The organism is Plantactinospora sp. KBS50 (assembly GCF_002285795.1).
Classification (GTDB): domain Bacteria; phylum Actinomycetota; class Actinomycetes; order Mycobacteriales; family Micromonosporaceae; genus KBS50.
Map to the genome: position 1 here is coordinate 5,565,687 of NZ_CP022961.1, position 22,444 is coordinate 5,588,130.

Annotated in this window: 19 protein-coding genes; 12 read left to right on the forward strand and 7 right to left on the reverse strand. The window is 72.8% G+C overall.

The annotated features are described in order from the left end of the window. Nucleotides 1-201 precede the first annotated feature (201 nt). From CIK06_RS23965 to CIK06_RS24000, 7 genes are all read left to right on the forward strand, one after another. Nucleotides 202-4,050 carry a multifunctional oxoglutarate decarboxylase/oxoglutarate dehydrogenase thiamine pyrophosphate-binding subunit/dihydrolipoyllysine-residue succinyltransferase subunit gene (locus tag CIK06_RS23965; protein WP_095566702.1) on the forward strand — a complete coding sequence of 1,283 codons (3,849 nt, stop codon included), beginning with the start codon at nt 202-204 and terminating at the stop codon, nt 4,048-4,050. A 52-nt stretch (nt 4,051-4,102) separates the two neighbouring features. Continuing rightward, nucleotides 4,103-4,282: a DUF6104 family protein gene (locus CIK06_RS23970; protein WP_095568085.1), complete on the forward strand. Its 180-nt coding sequence runs from the start codon at nt 4,103-4,105 to the stop codon at nt 4,280-4,282. Between the two features lie 461 nt (nt 4,283-4,743). After that, nucleotides 4,744-6,900 carry a phosphate acetyltransferase gene (gene pta, locus CIK06_RS23975; RefSeq protein WP_369916250.1) on the forward strand — a complete coding sequence of 719 codons (2,157 nt, stop codon included), beginning with the start codon at nt 4,744-4,746 and terminating at the stop codon, nt 6,898-6,900. After that, on the forward strand, nt 6,897-8,006 hold the full coding sequence (locus CIK06_RS23980) for an acetate kinase (RefSeq protein WP_095566704.1): 1,110 nt from the start codon (nt 6,897-6,899) through the stop codon (nt 8,004-8,006). The genes pta and CIK06_RS23980 overlap by 4 nt, the downstream gene beginning before the upstream one ends. A 176-nt stretch (nt 8,007-8,182) precedes the next feature. Further along, complete coding sequence (locus CIK06_RS23990) at nt 8,183-9,121, forward strand: alpha/beta hydrolase (RefSeq protein WP_095566706.1); 939 nt, start codon at nt 8,183-8,185, stop codon at nt 9,119-9,121. 100 nt (nt 9,122-9,221) lie between these two features. Then, nucleotides 9,222-10,982: an ABC transporter ATP-binding protein gene (locus CIK06_RS23995; RefSeq protein ID WP_095566707.1), complete on the forward strand. Its 1,761-nt coding sequence runs from the start codon at nt 9,222-9,224 to the stop codon at nt 10,980-10,982. Nucleotides 10,983-11,044: 62 nt separating this feature from the next. After that, nucleotides 11,045-12,691, forward strand: a complete 1,647-nt coding sequence (locus CIK06_RS24000; RefSeq protein WP_095568086.1) for an ABC transporter ATP-binding protein — start codon at nt 11,045-11,047, stop codon at nt 12,689-12,691. 124 nt (nt 12,692-12,815) lie between these two features. Here CIK06_RS24000 and CIK06_RS24005 read toward each other — a convergent pair whose 3' ends face one another. The 4 genes from CIK06_RS24005 to CIK06_RS24020 form a co-directional block, all read right to left on the reverse strand. Then, entirely contained in the window at nt 12,816-13,676 is an 861-nt protein-coding gene (locus tag CIK06_RS24005) for a hypothetical protein (RefSeq protein WP_157756922.1), read from the reverse strand. 374 nt (nt 13,677-14,050) lie between these two features. Beyond that, nucleotides 14,051-15,013: a zinc-binding dehydrogenase gene (locus CIK06_RS24010; protein WP_198347990.1), complete on the reverse strand. Its 963-nt coding sequence runs from the start codon at nt 15,011-15,013 to the stop codon at nt 14,051-14,053. 160 nt (nt 15,014-15,173) lie between these two features. Next, the gene (locus CIK06_RS24015; protein ID WP_095566709.1) at nt 15,174-16,352 is read right to left on the reverse strand and encodes an NADP-dependent malic enzyme; all 1,179 of its coding nucleotides are present in this window, start codon (nt 16,350-16,352) and stop codon (nt 15,174-15,176) included. Nucleotides 16,353-16,594: 242 nt separating this feature from the next. Continuing rightward, nucleotides 16,595-16,930 carry a S24/S26 family peptidase gene (locus tag CIK06_RS24020; RefSeq protein WP_095566710.1) on the reverse strand — a complete coding sequence of 112 codons (336 nt, stop codon included), beginning with the start codon at nt 16,928-16,930 and terminating at the stop codon, nt 16,595-16,597. Between the two features lie 163 nt (nt 16,931-17,093). Here CIK06_RS24020 and sodN point away from each other — a divergent pair, with 163 nt between their 5' ends. The 3 genes from sodN to CIK06_RS24035 all read left to right on the forward strand — a co-directional run bounded on the left by sodN (nt 17,094) and on the right by CIK06_RS24035 (nt 18,512). Next, complete coding sequence (gene sodN / locus CIK06_RS24025; RefSeq protein ID WP_095566711.1) at nt 17,094-17,501, forward strand: superoxide dismutase, Ni; 408 nt, start codon at nt 17,094-17,096, stop codon at nt 17,499-17,501. A gap of 104 nt (nt 17,502-17,605) precedes the next feature. Beyond that, nucleotides 17,606-18,082: a GNAT family N-acetyltransferase gene (locus CIK06_RS24030; protein WP_095568088.1), complete on the forward strand. Its 477-nt coding sequence runs from the start codon at nt 17,606-17,608 to the stop codon at nt 18,080-18,082. Nucleotides 18,083-18,104: 22 nt separating this feature from the next. Then, nucleotides 18,105-18,512: an anti-sigma regulatory factor gene (locus CIK06_RS24035; protein ID WP_095566712.1), complete on the forward strand. Its 408-nt coding sequence runs from the start codon at nt 18,105-18,107 to the stop codon at nt 18,510-18,512. Between the two features lie 88 nt (nt 18,513-18,600). On the opposite strand, the gene CIK06_RS24040 is transcribed toward CIK06_RS24035, so the two are convergent. Beyond that, complete coding sequence (locus tag CIK06_RS24040; protein WP_232533828.1) at nt 18,601-19,035, reverse strand: hypothetical protein; 435 nt, start codon at nt 19,033-19,035, stop codon at nt 18,601-18,603. On the opposite strand from CIK06_RS24040, the gene CIK06_RS24045 reads away from it, so the two are divergent. After that, nucleotides 19,034-19,978: a diacylglycerol kinase family protein gene (locus tag CIK06_RS24045; protein ID WP_095566714.1), complete on the forward strand. Its 945-nt coding sequence runs from the start codon at nt 19,034-19,036 to the stop codon at nt 19,976-19,978. The genes CIK06_RS24040 and CIK06_RS24045 overlap by 2 nt on opposite strands. 436 nt (nt 19,979-20,414) lie before the next feature. Further along, the gene (locus CIK06_RS24050) at nt 20,415-20,672 is read left to right on the forward strand and encodes a WhiB family transcriptional regulator (protein ID WP_095566715.1); all 258 of its coding nucleotides are present in this window, start codon (nt 20,415-20,417) and stop codon (nt 20,670-20,672) included. Between the two features lie 173 nt (nt 20,673-20,845). Here the strand turns inward: CIK06_RS24050 and CIK06_RS24055 are convergent, their stop codons facing one another. Next, nucleotides 20,846-21,568 carry a sirohydrochlorin chelatase gene (locus tag CIK06_RS24055; protein ID WP_095568089.1) on the reverse strand — a complete coding sequence of 241 codons (723 nt, stop codon included), beginning with the start codon at nt 21,566-21,568 and terminating at the stop codon, nt 20,846-20,848. A 101-nt stretch (nt 21,569-21,669) separates the two neighbouring features. After that, nucleotides 21,670-22,434, reverse strand: a complete 765-nt coding sequence (locus tag CIK06_RS24060; RefSeq protein WP_095566716.1) for a phosphoadenylyl-sulfate reductase — start codon at nt 22,432-22,434, stop codon at nt 21,670-21,672. Nucleotides 22,435-22,444 lie beyond the last annotated feature (10 nt).

Here is a 22,444-nt window from a genome sequence, read left to right on the forward strand (position 1 = left end):
GGATCAACGCGGTCCGGGATGGGCGGCGGCACGGTCGGTAACGCCGAGGTGGCGGGTCATCCCGAGGGGTTGTGAAAACGGACACGAGCCGGATGCGGAAATGCTGACGGTTACCGTACGGCGTAGCCTGGAACGGGTCGTCGCGTCCGTCCGACGGGACGGCTGACCCGCGAGACACCATGAAAGAGGCGATTACCGGCCGTGTCGACGCAGCAGACTTCTCAGGAGAACCCACTGGCGGGCTTTGGCCCGAACGAGTGGATCGTCGAGGAGATGTACCAGCGCTACCTCGCGGATCCCACAAGCGTCGATTCGGCCTGGCACGAGTTTTTCGCCGACTACCGCCCGAGCGCGGCCCCCGCCCCCACCGGCGACGGCGCGGCGGGCGGCGCGGCGTCGGGTGACGGCCGCGCGGCGGCCGAGCAGAGCACCGCGAACGGCGCGACCGCGCAGGTCGGGACGGCGACCAGGGCACAGCCGGCGACCGGGGACGGCCGGGCCGCGACCCCGGCCGGCGGCGCACCGGCCGCCCCGCCGGCCACCGCCGGCAAGGCGAGCACCGGCAGCGCCGGCAAGGCGGACACCGACACCTCCGGCAAGCCCGGCGCCGGCACCCCGCGCGCCGCGAAGCCCGGCGCCGACGCTCCGCGCGCCGCCACCAGGACGGGTACGCCGGCAAAGTCCACCGGCGGCGGGACGGCGGAGAGCCACACGGTCCCGCTGCGCGGCGTGGCCGCCCGGATCGTGCAGAACATGGACGCGTCGCTCAGCGTGCCGACCGCGACCAGCGTACGCGCGGTCCCGGCCAAGCTGCTGGTCGACAACCGGATCGTGATCAACAACCACCTGGCCCGGGGCCGGGGCGGCAAGGTGAGCTTCACGCACCTGATCGGCTACGCGATGGTCCGCGCGCTGAGCGGGCGTCCGGAGATGAACTACGCGTTCACCACGGTCGAGGGCAAGCCCGCGGTGGTGCAGCCGGAGCACGTCAACCTGGGCATCGCGATCGACCTGGTCAAGCCCGACGGGTCGCGCACCCTGGTGGTGCCGTCGATCAAGGGTTGCGAGCGGATGGACTTCCGCCAGTTCTGGCAGGCGTACGAGGACGTCGTGCGGCGGGCCCGGCGCAACGAGCTGACCATGGAGGACTACGCCGGCACCACCATCTCGCTGACCAACCCGGGCGGCATCGGCACGGTGCACTCGCAGCCGCGGCTGATGGCCGGGCAGGGGACGATCATCGGGGTCGGCGCCATGGAGTACCCGGCGCCGTACGCCGGGATGTCCGAGGAGACCCTCGCCGAGCACGCCGTCAGCAAGATCATCACGCTGACCAGCACGTACGACCACCGGATCATCCAGGGCGCGCAGTCCGGCGAGTTCCTCAAGATCATGCACGAGCTGCTCCTCGGCGAGCACGGCTTCTACGACCAGATCTTCACCTCGCTGCGGATCCCGTACGAGCCGGTCCGCTGGGTGCGCGACGTCGCCGTCAGCTCCGAGGGCCAGATCAACAAGACCGCCCGGGTGCACGAGCTGATCCACGCGTACCGGGTGCGCGGTCACCTGATGGCGGACACCGACCCGCTGGAATTCAAGATCCGCAAGCACCCGGACCTGGACGTCCTGGAGCACGGGCTGACCCTGTGGGACCTGGACCGGACCTTCCCGGTGGCCGGCTTCGCCCACCGGCAGCGGATGAAGCTGCGCGACGTGCTGGGCGTGCTGCGCGACTCCTACTGCCGGCGGGTCGGCGTGGAGTACATGCACATCCAGGACCCGGAGGAGCGCCGCTGGATCCAGGAGCGGATCGAGCTGCCGCACCAGAAGCCGCCGGCCGCCAAGCAGAAGCACGTCCTCAACCGACTCAACGCGGCCGAGGCGTTCGAGACCTTCCTGCAGACCAAGTACGTCGGGCAGAAGCGCTTCTCGCTGGAGGGCGGCGAGTCGCTGATCCCGCTGCTCAGCGAGGTGCTGGAGGCGTCCGCCGAGGACAGCCTGGACGAGGTCGTCATCGGGATGGCGCACCGCGGCCGGCTCAACGTGCTGGCCAACATCGTGGGCAAGCCGTACGAGAAGATCTTCTCGGAGTTCGAGGGGCACCTGGACCCGCGCTCCACGCAGGGCTCCGGTGACGTGAAGTACCACCTCGGCCAGGTCGGCAAGTTCACCACGCCGGGCGGCGACCACTCGATCAAGGTCTCGGTGACGGCGAACCCGTCGCACCTGGAGGCCGTGGACCCGGTGCTGGAGGGCATCGTCCGGGCCAAGCAGGACCGGATCGACCTCAAGCTGGAGGGCTACACGGTGCTGCCGGTGGCCGTGCACGGCGACGCCGCGTTCGCCGGGCAGGGCGTGGTGGCCGAGACACTCAACCTGTCCCAGTTGCGCGGCTACCGCACCGGCGGCACCGTGCACGTGGTGGTGAACAACCAGGTCGGGTTCACCACCGCACCCGAGTACTCGCGCTCCAGCCTGTACAGCACCGACGTGGCGCGCATGATCCAGGCGCCGATCTTCCACGTGAACGGCGACGACCCGGAGGCCGTGGTGCGGGTCGCCCGGCTGGCCTTCGAGTACCGGCAGGCGTTCAACAAGGACGTCGTCATCGACCTGGTCTGCTACCGGCGGCGGGGGCACAACGAGGGCGACGATCCGTCGATGACCAACCCGGAGATGTACAAGATCATCGACTCGAAGCGCTCGGTGCGCAAGCTCTACACCGAGGAGCTGATCGGCCGCGGCGACATCACCGTGGACGACGCCGAGGAACTGCTGCGGGACTTCCAGTCCCAGTTGGAGCGGGTCTTCAAGGCCACCCGGGACGCCGCCTCCTCGGCCCGGCAGCCCGGCCGGCAGCGCCGGCAGCCCGAACCGGAGCCCGCGGTGGAGACCGCCACCGACGCCGAGGTGATCCGCCGGATCGGCGAGGCGCACGTGCGGCTACCCGAAGGCTTCACCCCGCACAAGCGGGTACGGCAACTGCTGGACCGGCGGGCCAAGATGGCCGTGGAGGGCGGCATCGACTGGGCCTTCGGCGAGATCATCGCGTTCGGCGCGCTGCTGCACGACGGGGTCACGGTCCGGCTGGCCGGCCAGGACTCCCGGCGGGGCACGTTCGTCCAGCGGCACGCCGCGCTCGTCGACTCGCGGAACGGCACCGAGTACCTTCCGCTGTCGACGCTGGCCGACGACGACCGTGGCCGGCTCTTCGTGCACGACTCGCTGCTGAGCGAGTACGCGGCGATGGGCTTCGAGTACGGCTACTCGGTGGAGAACACCGAGGCGCTGGTGGCCTGGGAGGCGCAGTTCGGCGACTTCGCGAACGGCGCGCAGTCGGTGGTCGACGAGTTCATCACCTCGGGCGAGGTGAAGTGGGGCCAGCGCTCGGCCGTGACGTTGCTGCTGCCGCACGGGCACGAGGGCCAGGGACCGGACCACACCTCGGGCCGGCCGGAACGGTTCCTCCAGATGTGCGCCGAGGACAACATGCGGGTCGCCATCCCGAGCACCCCGGCGAACTACTTCCACCTGCTGCGCCGGCAGGCGTTGTCGCCCAAGCGCAAGCCGCTGGTGGTCTTCACCCCGAAGTCCCTGCTGCGGCACAAGCTCTGCGTCTCCGGCGTCGAGGAGTTCACCTCGGGCACGTTCCGCCCGGTCATCCCGGACACGGACGTACGGCCGGAGGAGGTCAAGCGGGTCCTGCTCTGCTCGGGCAAGGTCTACTACGACCTCGTGGCGGCCCGCGCGGAACGGAAGATCACCGACACCGCGATCGTCCGGGTGGAGCAGCTCTACCCACTGCCGGTGCAGGAGGTCCGGGACGCCCTGGCCACCTACGACAACGCCGAGGACTTCGCCTGGGTGCAGGAGGAGCCGGCCAACCAGGGCGGCTGGTCGTTCGTGGCGCTGAACCTGCTCGAGCACCTGGAGGCGGTCCGCCTGCGCCGGATCTCCCGGCCCTCGGCGGCCGCCCCGGCGGTCGGTTCGGCCAAGACGCACGACGCCGAGCAGACCGCGCTGATCGAGGCGGCCCTGCCGCGACCCTGACGGCGTACGCCGTCCGGGCGGCCGGGCCGTCCCGATGAAGGAGACAAGCACGATGTACTTCACCGACCGGGGCATCGAGGAACTGGCCGAACGGCGCGGGGAGGAGACGGTCACCCTGGAGTGGCTCGGTGAGCGACTGCGGGACTTCGTCGACCTCAATCCGGAGTTCGAGACGCCCATCGAGCGGTTCGCCACCTGGCTCGCCCGGCTCGACGACCCCGACGAGGATTGATCGCGTTTCCGCCGGCCTCCGACGGCAATTTCCGCCGGCCCCCACGGGCGGGTTTCCGCCGGCTGCCATTGACGTGGATCGCACAACCGGGTCGGTAGAGTTGGATGTTGCCCAAATTCCGATGCCTTCTGCCGTTCGGTCGTTCCGCCCGCGGGCTCTCGAACCCGCAAGCGCTTCTCTCGCCCCGCCGTTGCGCCGTTGCTGCGTAGGGGGCAGCAGAGCAAAGCGGGATTACCGGCTGATGCCGGGGAGCCAGGTGCGGCGGATTTCCCTGGTGGACCGGGCCGGGTCGGCCCACAACCGGCGCGGTCGGCAGGGTTCGTGGTCCGACAGGTGAACGGGTTCTTCCCAGAGGTTGGGCGGGCGACCGCACGCACAACTCGACGTGCTCCACCGACCGGGTCCAAGGGCCCGGGCGGGGATGGCTGCGATCTTGTAGGTTCGGGGGCGTGGCACGGAGTGTGTACGTCGCCGGGCTGGGGCATGGCGCCGGCAAATCCACGGTCGCGCTCGGGATGGCCGAGTTGCTGTCCCGGCAGGTGGGGCAGGTCGGGGTGTTCCGGCCGTTGGTCACCACGCCCGGTCGGGACGAGACGTTGGCGCTGCTGGTCGAGCGGTACCGGGTGGACATCCCGGTCGAGGAGTTGGCCGGCAGCACCTACGCGGAGGCGGTCGCCCTGGTCGCCGACGGCCGGCGGGAGGAGCTGATCTCCCGGATCGTGCAGCGCTACCGCGCGGTCGAGCGGCGCTGCCCGGCGGTCGTGGTGGTGGGCAGCGACTTCGACGACGCGCCGGAGACCGGCCACGGCGGGCTGCCCCGGGAGCTGGCCTTCAACGCCCGGCTGGCCATCGAGTTCGGCAGCGTCGTGGTGCCGGTGGTGGACGGCCGTGGGCAGGACGCCGACGCGATCGGCGACGCGGTCCGCAGCGCGTACCACGATCTGAGTGATCTGGGCGCGACGGTGCTGGCGGTGATCGCGAACCGGGTGCCGGCAGCCAACCCGCCGGCAACCAACCCGCCGGCAACCAACCCGCCGGCGTCCGGTCCGGCGGCGTCCGGTCCGGCGGCGCCGCCGGACCGGACGCCGCTCGCGCTGCCCGACCTGCCGGTGCCGGCGTACGCCATTCCCGAGGTGCCGATCGTCTCGGCTCCGACGGTCGCGGAGGTGGCAGCGGCGCTGCACGCCACCCGGCTGACGGGCGACGACGCGGCACTCCGCCGGGACGTGCTGGACTTCGTGGTGGGCGCCGCGCACGTACCGATGCTGCTGGACCACCTCGTCGACGGCGCCCTGATGATCACCCCGGGCGACCGCGCGGACCTGCTGCTGGCCGCCGCCGCCGCGCACGTGGCCGGCCAGGCGTCGCTGGCCGGGCTGGTGCTCACCCTCGGCGAGCGGCCGGACGAGCGGGTGATGCGGCTGCTGGAGCGGTTGAACACCGGCCTCGCGGTGCTGCTGGTGCGGACCGACAGCTTCGACACGGTGGCGGCGTCCAGCCGCATCGAGGGCCGGCTCGGCGCCGACAACCCCCGCAAGGTGGAGGCCGCGCTCGGCGCGTTCGAGGAACGGGTGGACACCGAGGAGGTGTCCCGGCGGCTCCGGGTGACCCGTTCGGTCCGGGTGACCCCCCTGATGTTCGAGAACGACCTGATCGACCGGGCCCGGGCGGCCCGGCGCCGGATCGTGCTGCCGGAGGCCGACGACGAGCGGATCCTGCGGGCCGCCGAGATCCTGCACCGGCGGGGCGTGGCCGATCTCACCCTGCTCGGCGACCCGACCGAGGTGGCCCGGCGCGCCCGCGAGCTGGGCATCGACCTCGGCGGCACCGACGTGGTCGACCCGGCGACGAGCCAGTGGCGCGACGGGTTCGCCGCCGACTACGCCGACCTGCGGCGACACCGGGGGGTGGGCCTCGACCTGGCCCGGGACGTGGTCGGCGACCCGAACTACTTCGCCACCATGATGGTCCGCTCCGGCCGCGCCGACGGCATGGTGTCCGGCGCCACCCGCAGCACGGCCGCCACCATCCGGCCGGCCTTCGAGATCATCAAGACCCGGCCCGGTGTCTCGGTGGCCTCCAGCGTGTTCTTCATGCTGCTGGCCGACCGGGTGCTGGTGTACGGCGACTGCGCGATCATCCCGGATCCGGACGCGGCACAGCTCGCCGACATCGCGATCTCGTCCGCCGGGACGGCGGCGCGGTTCGGCGTCCAGCCCCGGGTGGCGATGCTGTCGTACTCGACCGGCAGCTCGGGGTCGGGTGCCGACGTGGACAAGGTGGTCGCGGCCACCAAACTGGTCCGGGAGCGCCGGCCGGACCTGCTCGTCGAGGGCCCGATCCAGTACGACGCCGCGATCGACCCGCAGGTGGCCGCCGCGAAACTGCCCGGCAGCACGGTGGCCGGGCGGGCCACCGTCTTCGTCTTCCCGGACCTGAACACCGGCAACAACACGTACAAGGCGGTGCAGCGCTCGGCCGGCGCGGTGGCGGTGGGTCCGGTCATCCAGGGCCTGCGCCGGCCGGTCAACGACCTGTCCCGCGGGGCGACCGTGCCGGACATCGTCAACACCGTGGCCATCACCGCCATCCAGGCGGCCGGGGAGGAGGACCGGTGACCCGGCTGCTGGTGCTCAACTGCGGCTCGTCGTCGGTGAAGTACCGACTCTACGACGGCGAGGTCGTGCTCGACGGCGGCGTGGTCGAGCGGGTCGGTGAGGACGGCGGCCCGGCGGACCACGCGAGCGCGCTGCGTGAGCTGCTGGATCGGCTGGATCTGGCGGACCTGTCCGGCGTCGGGCACCGGGTGGTGCACGGCGGCACCCGGTTCGCCGCGCCGACCCTCATCGACGACGAGGTCATCCGGGCCATCCGGGACCTGGTGCCGCTGGCCCCGCTGCACAACCCGGCCAACCTGGTCGGCATCGAAGCGGTCCGGCGACTGCTGCCGGACGTACCGCAGGTCGCGGTCTTCGACACCGCGTTCCACCGGACGCTGCCCGAGGCCGCGGCGCGGTACGCGATCGACACGGCCACCGCCGACCGGTACCGGATCCGCCGGTACGGCTTCCACGGCACCTCACACGCGTACGTCTCCCGGCGTACCGCCGAACTGCTCGGCCAGCCCTACGCCGGGATCAACACCATCACCCTGCACCTGGGCAACGGCGCGAGCGCCTGCGCGGTGGCCGGCGGGCGCAGCGTGGCCACCTCGATGGGAATGTCCCCACTGGAGGGCCTGGTCATGGGCACCCGCAGCGGCGACATCGATCCGACGATCATCTTCCAGCTGCGTCGCGAGGGCGGGATGGCGGTCGATGACATCGACGACCTGCTCAACCACCGCAGCGGGCTGCTCGGGCTGGCCGGCGTGAACGACATGCGCAAGCTGCTGCGCCGCCGGGCCGCCGGGGACCCCTCGGCCGAGCTGGCGTTCGAGATCTACTGCCGGCGGATCCGGGAGTACGTCGGCGCGTACTACGCGCTGCTCGGCTGGGTCGACGCGATCACCTTCACGGCCGGGGTGGGTGAGCGCTCGCCGGAGGTGCGCGCCGAGGCGCTGGCCGGGCTGGGTCGGCTGGGCATCGCGGTGGACCCGGGATTGAACCTCGGCACCGGCGACCGGAACATCGCGGTGCCGGGCGCCGAGGTCGCGGTCTGCGTGGTGGGCACCGACGAGGAGCGGGAGATCGCCCGGGAGACCCGCGCACTGATCAACCGGTGACGCGGGCGGACCGCCCGGATCGGAACGCCCCGGCGACGCCGCCGAACCGCTCATCCGGGGCCGGAGCCGGCCGGCCGGACGAAACCGGACGGCGCCCGTCCCGGTCAGGGTCGCTGCGGGCCGCGCGACCGGCCGGAAACCCGATCCCGACGGCCGGGTCACCGCCTACCGTGTTGATGGTGCAGGTGAGGAGGGTTCCGCCACTGGTGGTCACGGCCGTCATGGCGCTCGCGCTGGCGGCCGGCTGTGGTGGGGCGGTCGTGGTGTCGACGCCGGGGCGGGTCGCCCAGGCCGGCCCGGCGACCCGGGCGCCGGACCACTCGTTCGCGGTCGGCACCCGCACGCTCGCCCTGGCCCGCGGCCCGGGCCGGCCACTGCCCACCACCGTCTGGTACCCGGCCGCCGGCGACACCGCCTGGCCGCCCCGGCCGGACCTGCCGGTCGCCGACGGGCGGTTTCCGCTTGTGCTGTTCAGCCACGGTCTGTCCAGTCTGCCCGAGTTGCACGCCGAGATGGCCGGTCGTTGGGCCGCGGCGGGGTTCGTGGTGGTGGCGCCGGCCTATCCGCACACGAACCGGCGTACACACAGCTTCTCCCGGGCCGACGTGCCGAACCAGTCGGCCGACGCCCGCCAGGTGATCCACGACGTGAGCCTGCTGGACGCGGTGCCCGGCGACCCGCTGGCGGGGCACCTGGACCCGTCCCGGGTGGCCGCCGCCGGCCACTCGGCCGGCGGGTACACCACGGCCGCGCTGTTCACGGCGGGTCACTCGGCGGCGCTGCGCGGCGGCATCGTCATCGCGGGCGGGATGCGGCAGGTCTTCGCCGGCCCGCCGGCCCCGCTGCTGTTCGTGCACGGCGACCGGGATCCGACGGTGCCGTTGCGGACCGGGCGGGCGGCGTTCGACCGGCTGCACTGGCCCAAGGCGTTCCTCACGGTGGCCGGGCAGGGGCACGCCGGCTACCTGCTGCCCGGCCGGCCCGGCTTCGCCGAGACGATGGCCACCACCACCGACTTCCTGCGCTGGCGGCTGTACGGCGACGAGTCCGCGCACCGGCGGCTGCCCGCCGACGCCGGCCGGACCGGTGCCACCTCGCTCGACGACCGCCTCTGACCGGTCCCGCGCCGGGCTGACCGCCGGCTGACGGGTCGAGGGTGGACGGTGGGCCGATAACCGGTTCGATCCCGGCGCACTTTTCCGACATGATGCATACATGTGGACAGGGGGGCCAGGACGGTTTCTGAGCTGGCTGGTCTGGCGGCAGAAGCGGCGGGTCGCGCTCGGCGCCCTGTGGAGTTCGCTCTGGATGACCAGCCTGGTGGTCACGCCGTACCTGATCTCCCAGGCCATCGACCGCGGCCTGCGTCCGCGGCAGGTCGAGCCGCTGTTCTTCTGGGCCGGCGCCGTCCTCGTGGTGGGCGCGACCAACGCGCTGTTCGGCATCATGCGGCACCGGACCATGACCAAGATCCGCCTGGACGGCGGGCTGCGCACCGTCGACGCGGTGCTGGCCCACGGGGTCGAGCTGGGTGCCGCGCTGCCCCGCCGGGTCACCGCCGGCGAGGTGGTCACCATCGGCCTCGGGGACGCCTGGCTGGTCGCGCGGGCGCTGACCGTGACCGGGCCGGGGGTGGGCTCGATCGTCGCGTACGCGGTGGTCCTGACCCTTCTCGCGCGGACGTCCGGGATCGTCGCGCTCGTGGTGGCCGGCGGGGTCGTCGTCCTCGTGGCGTTGCTCGGACCGTTGCTTGTCCGGCTGAACGCCGCCGGCGCCGACTACCGGGAACGGAAGGGCCGGCTGGCCGCCCGGCTGGTCGATGTGCTCGGCGGGCTGCGCATCCTCAACGGCCTCGGCGGCAAGGAGGCGCACCTGCGCCGGTACGCCGCCGAGTCGGCGGCCGTACGGGCCGAGGGCTACCGGGTCGGCGGGGCGCTGAGCTGGCTCATCGCGCTGGGCGACGGCCTGCCGACGATCTTCCTGGCCGTGGTGACCTGGCTGGCCGCGCGGCTGACGGTCCGCGGTGATCTCACCGTCGGCGAGTTGGTCGCGGTGTACGGGTACGTGGCGATCCTGGTCGTGCCCACCTGGATGACGATCTTCAGCGCCGGGGATGTCAGCCGCGGGCTGGTCGCCGCCCGGCGGATCATCACGTTCCTGCGGTTGCCGGTCGAGGAGCCGGGCGACGGTCCCGCGCCGGAGCGCCCGGCGGCGCTGCGCGACCCGGAGTCCGGCGTGGTCGCGCAGCCGGGCCGGCTGACCGTGCTCGCCGCGTCCCGCCCGGAGGACACCGCCGCGATCATCGACCGGCTCGGCCGGTACGGCGAAACCGCCGCCACCTGGGGTCCACACCCGATCGCCGAGGCGGCCAAACCCCCGGTACGCGAACGGATCCTGGTCGCCGAGCACGAGGCCAACCTGTTCTCCGGCACGCTGCGCGACGCCGTCGCGGGCAGCACGGCCGCCGACGACGAGGCGGTCCGCGGGGCGATCACGGCCGCGGCGGCGACCGACGTCGCGGGGCTCGACCACCACGTCGAACGCGACGGCCGCAACCTCTCCGGCGGCCAGCGACAACGCGTCCGGCTGGCCCGGGCGCTGCTGGCCGACCCGGAGATGCTGCTCGCCGTCGAGCCCACCTCGGCCGTGGACGCGCACACCGAGGCGGCCATCGCCGAGCGACTGGCCGCGACCCGCGCCGGGCGCGGCACCCTGCTGGCCACCACCTCGCCGGTGCTGCTGACTCGGGCCGACGTCGTGCTCTATCTCGTCGACGGCCGGGTGGCCGCCGCCGGGACGCACCATGAGCTGCTGGACCGCGAGCCCGGATACCGGGACCTGGTCAGCCGGACGTTCGGCACGGCCGACGGGGACGCGGCGGCCCCCGACGGCCTCGACGTCACCGGCGACGGGGCCACCGACGAGGCCACCGACGGGGCCGACGGTGACCGCGTCGGGGCCGGGGAGGCTCGGTGAGCACCGCCACCCTGCCGATCGCCGACGTCCGCCAGGTGGCCCGGGCGACCGGACGGCTGATCATGGCCGAACGGCGGGCCGCCGTCGTGGTGATCCTGTTCAACATGCTGGCCGCGGTCGCCGCGCTGGGCGCGCCGTACCTGCTGGGCCGGATCATCGACGCGGTCACCGGGTCCCGGCCCGCCGAGGCCCCGATCGATCTGCTGGCCCTGGCCGTGCTGCTGTGCGCGCTGGCCCAGACGGTCTTCGCGCGCTGGGCGCTGCTGCTCGCGTACCGGCTCGGCGAGCGCACCGCGGCGCGGATCCGGACCGGCTTCCTGTCCCGCGCGTTGGGCCTGCCGGCCTCGGTGATCGAACGGGTGCCGCCGGGTGACCTGGCCGCCCGCGGCACGACCGATGTGGACGCGGTCGCCAGTTCCCTGCGCGACGTGCTGCCCGAGGTCTTCGTGTCCGGCGTGCAGGCGCTGTTCCTGGTCGGTGCGGTGCTCGTGCTCGATCCGCTGCTGGGCGTGGCGGGGCTGCTCGGGCTGTCCGCCATCGTGGTCGCCAGCCGCTGGTATCTGCGCCGGGCCCGCGACGCGTACCTGGAGGAGGGCGCGGCCAACTCGGACCTGGCCGAGGAACTGGCCGCGACCACGGCCGGAGCGCGCACCGTCGAGGCGTTCCGGCTGCACCGGTCCCGGCTGGCCGCGGGCCGGGCCGCGATCACGCGGACCCGGCGCAGCCGGCTGGCCACCCTGCGGCTCCGCTCGGTGTTCTTCCCGGTGGCCGAGTCCTCGTACAACATCCCCGTCGTGTTCGTGCTGCTGCTCGGCGGCCTGCTCTACCTCGACGACCGGATCAGCCTGGGCACGGTCGCCGCGGCCACCCTGTACCTGCGGCAGCTGATCGGACCGATGGACAGCATCCTGATCCGGATCGAACAGGTGCAGAGCAGCGCCGCGTCGTTCGCCCGGATCGAGGGGCTGGCCGCCGTGCCGCCGGCCCCGGTGCGGGCCACCGCCGTGCCGGCCGGCGACCGCATCGAGGTGACGGGCGTCCGGTACGCGTACCCCGGCGGCCAGGACGTGCTGCACGACGTGGATCTCACCGTCCAGCCGGGCGAACGGCTGGCCATCGTCGGCCTCTCCGGGGCCGGCAAGTCCACCCTGGGCCGGCTGCTGGCCGGGGTGGACCGGCCGCACACCGGCACGGTCACCGTGGGCGGCGTCGCGGTGGCCGACCTGCCGCCGGACCTGCTACGCCGGCAGGTGGTGCTGGTGACCCAGGAGCACCACGTCTTCCGCGAGACGCTCCGGGACAACCTCATGGTGGTCGCCCCGGACGAACGGCTGCGCGAGGCGCTGCGCACGGTCGGCGCGGACTGGGCCCGTGACCTGGACACCGACCTGGGCGAGCAGCCGCCCAGCGGCGCCCAGGCGCAGCAGTTGGCGCTGGCCCGGGTACTGCTGGCCGACCCGCACACCGTGATCCTGGACGAGGCGACCGCGCTGCTGGACCCGCGGGCCGCCCGCGCGGCGGAACGGGCGCTGGCCGCCGTGCTGCACAACCGCACGGTGATCGCCATCGCGCACCGGTTGCAGACGGCGCACGACGCGGACCGGATCGCGGTGATGGACGCGGGCCGGATCATCGAGCTGGGCACCCACCACGACCTGATCGCCCGGGACGGCCCGTACGCCGCCCTCTGGCGCCAGTGGCACGGCTGAGCGCTTTCGCGCGGTTTCCCCGCCGCCCCGGCTCCCCCGGCTCCCCCGGCAATGGCGGAGTGGCCCCGCATCCCGCGGAGCCACTCCACCACGCTGTCCACGATCCACAGCTCCGACGGGTGCGCTACCGGACCACCGCCGCCTGGGTGTCCAGCCACAGGTTGGTCGGCCGGTCCCAGAGGACGCCCACCTGGTCCGGATGGTTGATCACGCCGTACCGGCAGTCGTGCCCGAACGTGTTTCCGACGAACTGGATGTTGCGGGCCACCAGATCGACCCGCACCCCGATCGAGTAGTTCCCGCCGGTGCAGTAGTTGTCCCGGAAGATCAGGTCGGCCACGATCGGCCCGGTCGTCGAGCCGATCATGATGCACGCGTTCATCGGGTCCTTGGTGACCGGGTTGTACGCCTCCAGCCGGTTGCGCCGGACCACCACGTTCACCGCGCCGGTGGTCTGCAACGCGTCGTTGTGTGACGAGGCGGTCCGGTTCAGGTGGTGGATCCAGGAGTCCTCCACCACCGTATCGTCGCCGAGCCGCGGACCGTCGATGACGTTGCTGATGTCCACCCGGCGCAGCGTGTAGCCCGCGCAGCAGACGGCCGCGTTGTTCGTGCCAAGACCATCGATCTCCACGTCCTCGACAAGCAGATTCTGGACCCCCGGCATCGTCCGTACCGAATAGTTCCCACCGCACCTGATGCGGGACTGGCGGATGGTGACGTTGTTCGCGGCCACCGTCACACAGCCGGCGATATCCAATCCGCTGATCACCTGTCCGGCCGTGCCCACGGTGAGCGGGCCGGATGCCCGCAGGGTCGTTCCCGCCGGCACGCCGGTGGTCGCCTCGGTGGGGTAGGTCAGCACCGCCGCACCGGAAACCGATGCGTCCGGCGTGCCCGACTCGCTGGCCGCGGCCACGCCCACACCGGCCATGACCAGGGCTGCTACCAGGATCGCCACCACCAGGGGGCGGGGTGTCCGCATCGGACGCCGGTCAGGACGCCGCGCCGCGGCGTTGTGCTCCGCAATATGAATCAAGATCTGCCCCTTCGGTGATGCATTGTCCGGGATCACTGTGCTGCGACGCGCACTGTACCGAGTTGCCCGGTTGCCGAAATTGCACCGAAAGAGGGCCGCCGATCCAACCTTTGGTTTGTCTGAAGAGGACCTTGGCTCCGGCTTACACCGTGCTTGGCCCGCGCTTTGCCCCCGGCGTGTCCGGGCGGGACCCGCGGAGAGGGATACGGGTTTTCAGACTGTGCAACGCCGGTGTGTCGACGCCGCGGCTGGGTACGGGCGTCCAGCCGCCAGGGCCGGGTGTGCGGATACCAGGGCCGGCGGGCCGGCGGGCCGACGGCTCAGCCGTCGTGGTCGACGACGACCTTGCCGAAGGCCGCCCCCGAGGCCAGCCGGTCGAACGCCTCGGTCACCCGGGAGAAGGGCACCACGCGGTCGACCACCGGACGGATCCCCCGGGCGGCACAGAGTTCCAGCAGCTCGGACAGCTCCGCGGGGGTACCCATCGAGGTACCGACGATCTCCAGTCGCATGGCGAAGACCCGGCGCAGGTTGACCACGGCCTCGTGACCCGCGGTCGCACCGGCCACCACGATCCGGGCGCCGGGCGCCGCCGACTTCAACGAGTGCTCGAAGGTTGCCGCGCCCACCGTCTCGATCACCACGTCGACGCGTTCCGGTAGCCGCGCACCGGGTTCGACGGCGGTGGCGCCCAGGGCAGCGATCCGGTCCCGCTTGTCGGCGCTGCGGCTCGTCGCGTACACCCGCTTGCCGAGCGCGACCCCCAGCACCACGGCGGCGGTCGCCACCCCGCCGCCGGCGCCCTGCACGAGCACCGCCGCCGCCTCGTCGACCCGCCCGCACGCGGTGAGCATCCGGTACGCGGTGAGCCACGCGGTCGGCAGGCAGGCGGCCTCGGCGAACGACAGTTCGGCGGGCTTGGGCACCAGGTTGGCCCGGGGTACGGCGACCCGCTCGGCCAGCGTCCCCTGGTGGTGCTCGGAGAGGATGGACACCCCCCGCGGGTCCTGCGGGTCGGCCACGACGGGATAGACCACCACGTCGTTGCCGTCCGGGTCGGTGCCCGCGGCGTCGCAGCCGAGGATCATCGGCAGCCGCTCGGCGGGAAGGCCGACACCGCGCAGCGACCACAGGTCGTGGTGGTTGAGCGAGCTGGCCCGCACCCGCACCGTCACCCAGTCGGACTCCGGGTGGCCCGGCTCCGGCCGCTCGCCGACGGCGAGCGCCGCGAGCGGTTCCTCGGCGTTGAACGAGGTGGCGAAGGCAGCGCGCATGATCCGCACGCTAGCAGCGAACCCGCACCGCAGCCACCGCACGTGCCCGCCGGGCCGACCACCCGCGCACCCGCCGGAGCCGGCGCAGACCACCCGGGACGCGGGCGCAGACCACCCGCCGCGCACCACCCCGGGAACTGGCGCAGACCACCCGGGACGCGGGCGCAGATCAGGCGCGCACCACCCCGTCCCGGCGGGCCGCCTCGGCGACCGCCGTGGCGACCGCCGGCGCGACCCGGGGGTCGAGCGGCGACGGGACGATCGCCTCCGGCGTGAGGTCGTCGGCGACCACCTGGGCGATGGCGTCGGCCGCCGCGATCTTCATGCCGTCGGTCACCCGGGTCGCGCGGGCCGCCAGCGCGCCCCGGAAGACGCCGGGGAAGGCGAGCACGTTGTTGATCTGGTTGGGGTAGTCGCTGCGGCCGGTGGCCACCACGGCGGCGTACCGGGCGGCGACCTCCGGATGCACCTCGGGGGTCGGGTTGGCCAGCGCGAAGATGATGCTGCCCGGCGCCATCCCGGCGACCGCCTCGGCCGCGATCTGCCCGCCGGAGACGCCGACCAGCACGTCGGCGCCGGCGAGCGCCGCGGCCACGTCACCGGTCCGGCCGGCGGCGTTGGTCAGCGCCGCGAGTTCGGCCTTCACCGGCGTCAGGTCGGCACGCCCGGCGCCGATGATGCCGCGCGAGTCGCAGACCACCAGTTCTGCGGGGTCGACGCCGCCGGCCACCAGCATGCGGGTCACCGCCACCCCCGCGGCACCCGCGCCGCTGAGCACCACCCGCAGGTCGCCCAGCTTGCGGTTCAGCAGCGTGGCGGCGTTGCGCAGCGCGGCCAGCACGACGATCGCCGTTCCGTGCTGGTCGTCGTGGAAGACCGGGATCGGCAGGGCCTCGTCGAGCCGGCGCTCGATCTCGAAGCAGCGCGGCGCGCTGATGTCCTCCAGGTTGATTCCGCCGAACGAGGGGGCCAGGGCGCGCACCGCGGCCACGATCTCGTCGCTGTCCTGGGTGTCGAGGCAGATGGGCACGGCGTCCACGTCGGCGAACTGCTTGAACAGGACCGCCTTGCCCTCCATGACCGGCAGCGCCGCCCGCGGGCCGATGTTGCCGAGCCCGAGTACCGCCGATCCGTCGGTCACCACGGCGACGGCGTGCGAGACCCAGGTGTAGTCGTTGACCAGGTCGGGGTCGGCGGCGATGGCCTCGCAGACGCGGGCCACACCCGGGGTGTAGGCCAGGGAGAGGTCTTCCCGACTGCCCAGCGGCACGGTGGCGGCCACCGCCATCTTGCCGTCCCGATGCAGGTCGAAGACCGGATCCGAGGTATCCATGGTGGACAATGACATGACGTGCTCCAGCGAACGTCGATGACGGTACGACCGGCCGGAGGGACCGGTCGATGACGGGGTACGGCCGATCGGGGCGATGCGCGATCGGGGCAATCGGGTCGGGTGGACCGGCCGGCGGAACGCCGGTCGACACGCTGCCGGCGCCGGTCGGCGCGAGCGGGTCGCGGTGCCGCGCGGGGATCACCCGGGCGAATTCCTGGCAGCATAATGCCGCCCGGTCCGGATGCCTGTGAGCAGGGTCATACCGAACGGTAACGAGGAAATCGCCGCGGATGTGGCCAGTACCGCAAGACCACCCGGCCCAGCACGTCCGCCACCCCGTACGCCCGGGAATCGTCGGTGACCAGGTCGTTGTCGCCGGTCAACCACCAACCGCCGGCCTCGGGCCGGGCCGCCCGCTTCACCACGACCAGGTCCGGCCGGCTCCGGAAGACGCCCACCACGACGTCGCCGGGGCGGATCCCCCGGCCGCCGCGCCGGACCAGCAACGCGTCGCCGTGCCGCAGGGTCGGCGCCATGGACGGCCCACGGACGAGTACGGCGAACAGCGGCGCGCTCGGCCGGGATGCCGCCATCGGGTTTCACCTCCCCGTCCCGGGGCAGAGGAACATGAAGTGTCTTTCCGCACGAACCCCCGCCCGCGCGGACGGGTATCGCACCAGTGTCCCCGCCCGCCGGGACTCGTCCGGGGGTAGTGTTCCGACTTGGATCATCGCAAACATTCCCAGGAGGGTCCTGATGCGACTTCCCCGCATCCTCACGCCACGTTTCGTTGCCAGTGCCCACTGCGACCTGCCGTGCGGTGTGTACGACCCGGCGCAGGCCCGGATCGAAGCCGAGTCGGTCAAGGCGATCTGCGAGAAGTACCAGGCGAACACCGACGCCGAGTTCCGCACCCGGGCGCTGATCATCAAGGAGCAGCGTTCCGAGCTGGTCAAGCACCACCTCTGGGTGCTCTGGACCGACTACTTCAAGCCGGCGCACTTCGAGAAGTACCCGCACCTGCACCAGCTTTTCAACGAGGCCACCAAGCTGGCCGGCGGTGGCGGCGGCGCCAAGGCGTCCACGGACCCCGCCAAGGCCGACGAGCTGCTGGCCAAGATCGACGAGATCTCCAAGATCTTCTGGGAGACCAAGCAGGCGTGAGTACCGCCGCCCAGCGCGGGCCGGTCACCCCCGGACCGCGCGACGGCCACGCCCAGCCGACGATCCGGCCGGTACGTCCCGAGGACGTGCCGGCCGTCGTCGCCATGGTGCACGAGTTGGCCGAGTTCGAGCGGGCGCCCGAGCGGTGCCGGCTCACCGTGGAACAACTGCACGCCGCGCTCTTTCCCGTGGACCGTCCGGCGGCGCTGTTCGGCCACCTCGCGGTGGACGCCGGCGGCGAGCCGCTGGGCACCGCCCTGTGGTTCCTCAACTTCTCCACCTGGGCCGGCGTGCACGGCATCTACCTGGAGGACCTCTACGTCCGCCCGGCGGCCCGGGGCGCCGGCGTCGGCCGGCGGCTGCTCGCCACGCTGGCGGCCATCTGCGTGGACCGGGGATACGAGCGGTTCGAATGGTGGATGCTCAACTGGAACCCGGCGGCCGACTTCTACCGGTCCGTCGGAGCCGAGCGGATGGACGAGTGGGCGCCGTACCGGCTCTCCGGGTCCGCGCTGCGCCGGCTCGCCGGGCAGACCGGCCCGGTCCCGCCGGCCCGGGCGGCCGATCTTCCGACCGGGTAGAGTCCGGACCCGGAGGTACGCCGTGACGCAGTTGAGCACACCGCCCACGGACGACGATGTCGTCCTGCTCACGGTGCCCGCCGACGGCGGCTACCTCGGGGTGCTGCGGACCGCCACGGCCGGGCTCGCGGCCCGGCTGCACTTCGCGCTCGACGAGATCGAGGATCTTCGCATCGCGGTGGACGAGGCGTGCGCGATGCTGCTGGCCATCGCGGGCCGCAACGCGGAACTGTGCTGCCGGTTCGCCGTCACCGACGACGCCCTGACGGTCGAGGTGAGCGTGCCGGTCCGCTCGGGTTCCCGGCTGCCACCGGAGTCGTCGTTCGCCTGGAAGGTGCTGACCGCGCTCACCACCTCGGCGATGGCGACGGCCGCCGACGGGGTGGTCACCATCGCGCTGCTGACCCGGCGCGGCTCCAGCGCCCGCTGAGCCGGCCCGCCGGCCTGACAGCACGGCCCGGCCCGACAGCACGGCGATCAGACGGCGCGGCGACCAGACGGCACGGCCCGGGAGGCGCTCAGCGGGCGCCGAGTGCCCGCGTGCTGGGGCCACTGACCAGCAGCCCGCACACGGCCGCCCCGAGGGCGATGAGCGGCACGCCGACCCAGCCGAGACCGCCCCGGGTCATGTAGTAACCCACCGGGAAGAGCATCAGTTGCAGGACGATCGCCGGTGCCCGCGCGGCGGCCCGCCGGGCGGTCAGCGCGCCGCCGAGCAGCCAGAGCAGCAGGGCGCCGCCGGCGGCGAACGCGGTCACGATGATCGCGGAGGTGAGGTCGACCACAGTGGCCGTGAAGTCGGACCAGACCAGGAAGGCGGCCAGCAGGCCGAGACCGACGGCCTCGACCCTGAGCAGCCGGACGGCCCAGCGCAACGGGGTGGGCAGGATCTCGACGTCGGTGGCCACGACCGGAACGATACCTGCGGGCCGGCGCGGTACAGTGCCGGCCATGCGGGCGGTCCTGGTGGTCAACCCGAAGGCCACCACCACGAGTGAACGCAGCCGGGACATCCTGGTCCGGGCCCTGCGCAGTGAGGTCGACCTCACCGTCGAGTACACCCGACGGCGTGGACACGGGGTGGCGCTCGGGCAGGCCGCGGTCCTGCAGGGGGTCGACCTGGTGGTCACCCTGGGCGGCGACGGCACCGTCAACGAGGTGGTCAACGGGTTGATGACCGCGCCCGAGTCCGCCGACGGTCCGACCCGCCCCCGACCCCTCCCCCGGCTGGCCGTCGTCCCCGGCGGATCCACGAACGTCTTCGCGCGCGCCCTCGGCATGCCGCGGGAGTGGTCCGAGAGCGCCGGCGTGATCCTGGAGGCGCTCCGCGAGGGCCGGTCCCGCACCGTCGGGCTCGGCCGCGCGGACGACCGGTACTTCACCTTCTGCGCGGGGTTCGGGCTGGACGCCGCCGTGGTGCGCCGGGTGGAGCGGGCTCGGCATCGCGGCCGGCGGTCCAGCCCCGCCCTCTACCTCACCGCCACCATGCAGCAGTTCCTCGTCGGCACCGAGCGCCGGGACCCGGCCATCGCGCTGGAGCGCCCCGGCGAGGATGCGATCGAGGACCTGGCCACGGTCCTCATCCAGAACACGGCTCCGTGGACCTTCCTCGGCGAGCGTGCGGTGAATCCCAATCCCGAGGCCTCGTTCGACCGGGGTCTCGATCTGCTCGCCCTGCGCCGCCTGCGCGTACCGAGCACCACACGTACGGTGACGCAAATCCTGTCGCGACACGCCGATCCACGCGGTAAACAGGTCCTGCGGCTGCACGACCTGGACGAGTTCAGCCTGGTGGCACGGCGCCCGCAGGCGTTCCAGCTGGACGGCGACTACCTTGGCGAGCGAGACAAGGTGCGTTTTACCTCCGTACCGGCAGCACTAAGAGTAATCTGCTAGGGCTTGGGTACGGCTACCTTCATCGATGGCCGGAGCGGCCGACCGGGAGGTAGCGAAGTGCCGGAAATGTCAGCGATGCGCCGCGGACCGTACTATATTGATTCCCGGCTGTGCCAGCGAGGGGCCCCGGAAGCGCGAAGATCCGGACAAATGGGTCGTGAGCTAGCTCACCCGCCGAGGATTTTTCCCGGCGTCACCCTTGACAACGCCGGAGTTCGTGAAAGCATTCACAAGCGAAGTTAATACCGGGACACAGCCGGATTACGCGTCCAGCCGGACGCGCCGCCGGAATCCGGTCCCACCCGCTAAACAAGCCCGCTTACGCGCTGCCGAGCGGACGGATGCATTCCGTCGCCATCGGCAATGCGGATGCAGATAAGAAACAGCACCAGAAAACGCACCACCATCCAGACCAAGAACGAGGAGTGTTGCCGCCATGGACTGGCGCCACCATGCTGCCTGCCGCGACGAGGACCCGGAGCTGTTCTTCCCGATCGGGACGTCCGGACCGGCGGTCCTGCAGGTCGAGCAGGCCAAGGCCGTCTGCCGGCGCTGCTCGGTGACCGACGAGTGCCTGCGGTGGGCACTCGAATCCGGTCAGGACGCCGGCGTCTGGGGCGGAATGAGCGAAGAGGAGCGGCGTGCCGTCAAGCGCCGCGGCGGCCTTCGGGTACTGCGCGCTCACTCTGCCTGAGCAGAACCAACCACGACCGCCTGGCGCCCCGGGAGCTACTCCCGGGGCGCCATGCTGTGTCTGGGGACACATTCAGGTTGATCGAGAACTTTCCGTCACCGGAGAAATACGGTCGGAATGCGAATGGCTATCCCATTCGGCATTTGCCAATTGCGGCCAAGATCGGGCGCCGGTCAGCCGACCGGCGCCGCGGCGGCCCGGGACAGCACCAGCCGGACCAGTTCCTCGGCCGCACCGAGCGGCTCGCTGACCGCCACCGCACCGGCCGACCGCGCGCCGCCGACGGCCGCGGCGTACAGCCGGCCCGGCGCCAGGAAGTACGCGGCCACCGCGACCCGCCGGGCACCCTCGGCCCGCAGCCGGGAAACCGCCTCAGCGGGCGACGGGGCCGCCGCCGAGGCGTACGCCGGCCGGCACGGCAGGCCGGTCCGCTCGGCCAGCGCGTCGGCCACCCGAGCCACCTCCGCCCGCGCCCCGGCATCCCGGGTACCCGCGGCGGCCAACACCAGGGCATCGGTCTGCGCCGACCCGGCGGCCTCGGCCAGCCGCCGGCACACCGCGGCCACCAGCAGGTCGTCCACCGGGCCACCGAGCGGGCCGAGCACGTCGGCGACGCGTACCGGGATCCGTAACCCCGCGGCCCGCGCCGCGGCAACGGCCTCGGGGATGTCCACCCGGCGGTGGTACGCGGCGGTGAGCAGTACGGGCACCACCGTCGCCCGGTCGTGGCCGGCGGCCTGGAGGGCGCGCAGCACGGCGCCGGGCCGGGGTCCGGCATGGTCGAGGTAAGCCGTCCGGACCGGCGTGTCGGGGCTGGCCAGCCGCACGGCCGTGGCCAACGCCTCGGTCTCGGCGGCCGCCCGCGGGTCGCGGCTGCCGTGCGCCACCAGGACGATCGGCCTCGGCCCGGCCACCGGCCCGGCGGGCGGCCCGGCCGGCAGGCACTGGCCCGCACCGACCGGACCGGCCACCGGGCCGATGATCGATCCGCTCGAAATCACGCGTGCAGACCGCACTCGGTCTTGTCGAACATCGCCCACCGGCCGGCCCGCGGGTCCTCGCCGGCCTTCGTCCGCCGGGTGCACGGCCAGCAGCCGATCGACGAGTAGCCCTGCCGGAACAACTCGTTGACCGGCACGTTCCACCGGGACACGTACCGGTCGACGTCCGCCTGGGTCCACGCGGCGATCGGGTTCACCTTGACCTTCCCGCGCCGCGGGTCGAAGCCCACCACCGGCGTGTTGGCCCGGGTCGGCGACTCGTCCCGGCGCAGCCCGGCGGCCCAGGCGTCGTAGTCGGCCAGCGCGCGCTCCAACGGCTCGATCTTGCGCAGCGCGCAGCACTCGTCCGGTGCCCGGGAGAACAGCCGCGGCCCGTGGTCGCCGTCCTGCTGGCCGACCGTCCGGCGGGGCCGGATGGAGCGCACGTTGACCGGCAGGGTCCGGGCGACCGTGTCGCGCACCCGCAGCGTCTCCGGAAAGTGCAGCCCGGTGTCCAGGAACACCACGTCCACCCCCGGCGCCACCCGGGACACCAGGTGCGCCAGCACGCCGTCGGCCATCGAGCTGGTCACGCAGAACCGCTCGCCGAAGGTGCTGGCGGCCCACTCGGCGATCCGCTCGGCGGGCGCCTCGGCCAGTTCCCGACCGGCCCGCTCGGCGATCTCCCGCAGCTCCTCGGGACTGCGCCGCTGCGGATCGGGCGCCGGCCCGAACCGCACCAGGTTCAGGTTCGCGGCCGAGACCGGCCCGCTGCGGACCATGCTCCGCCGC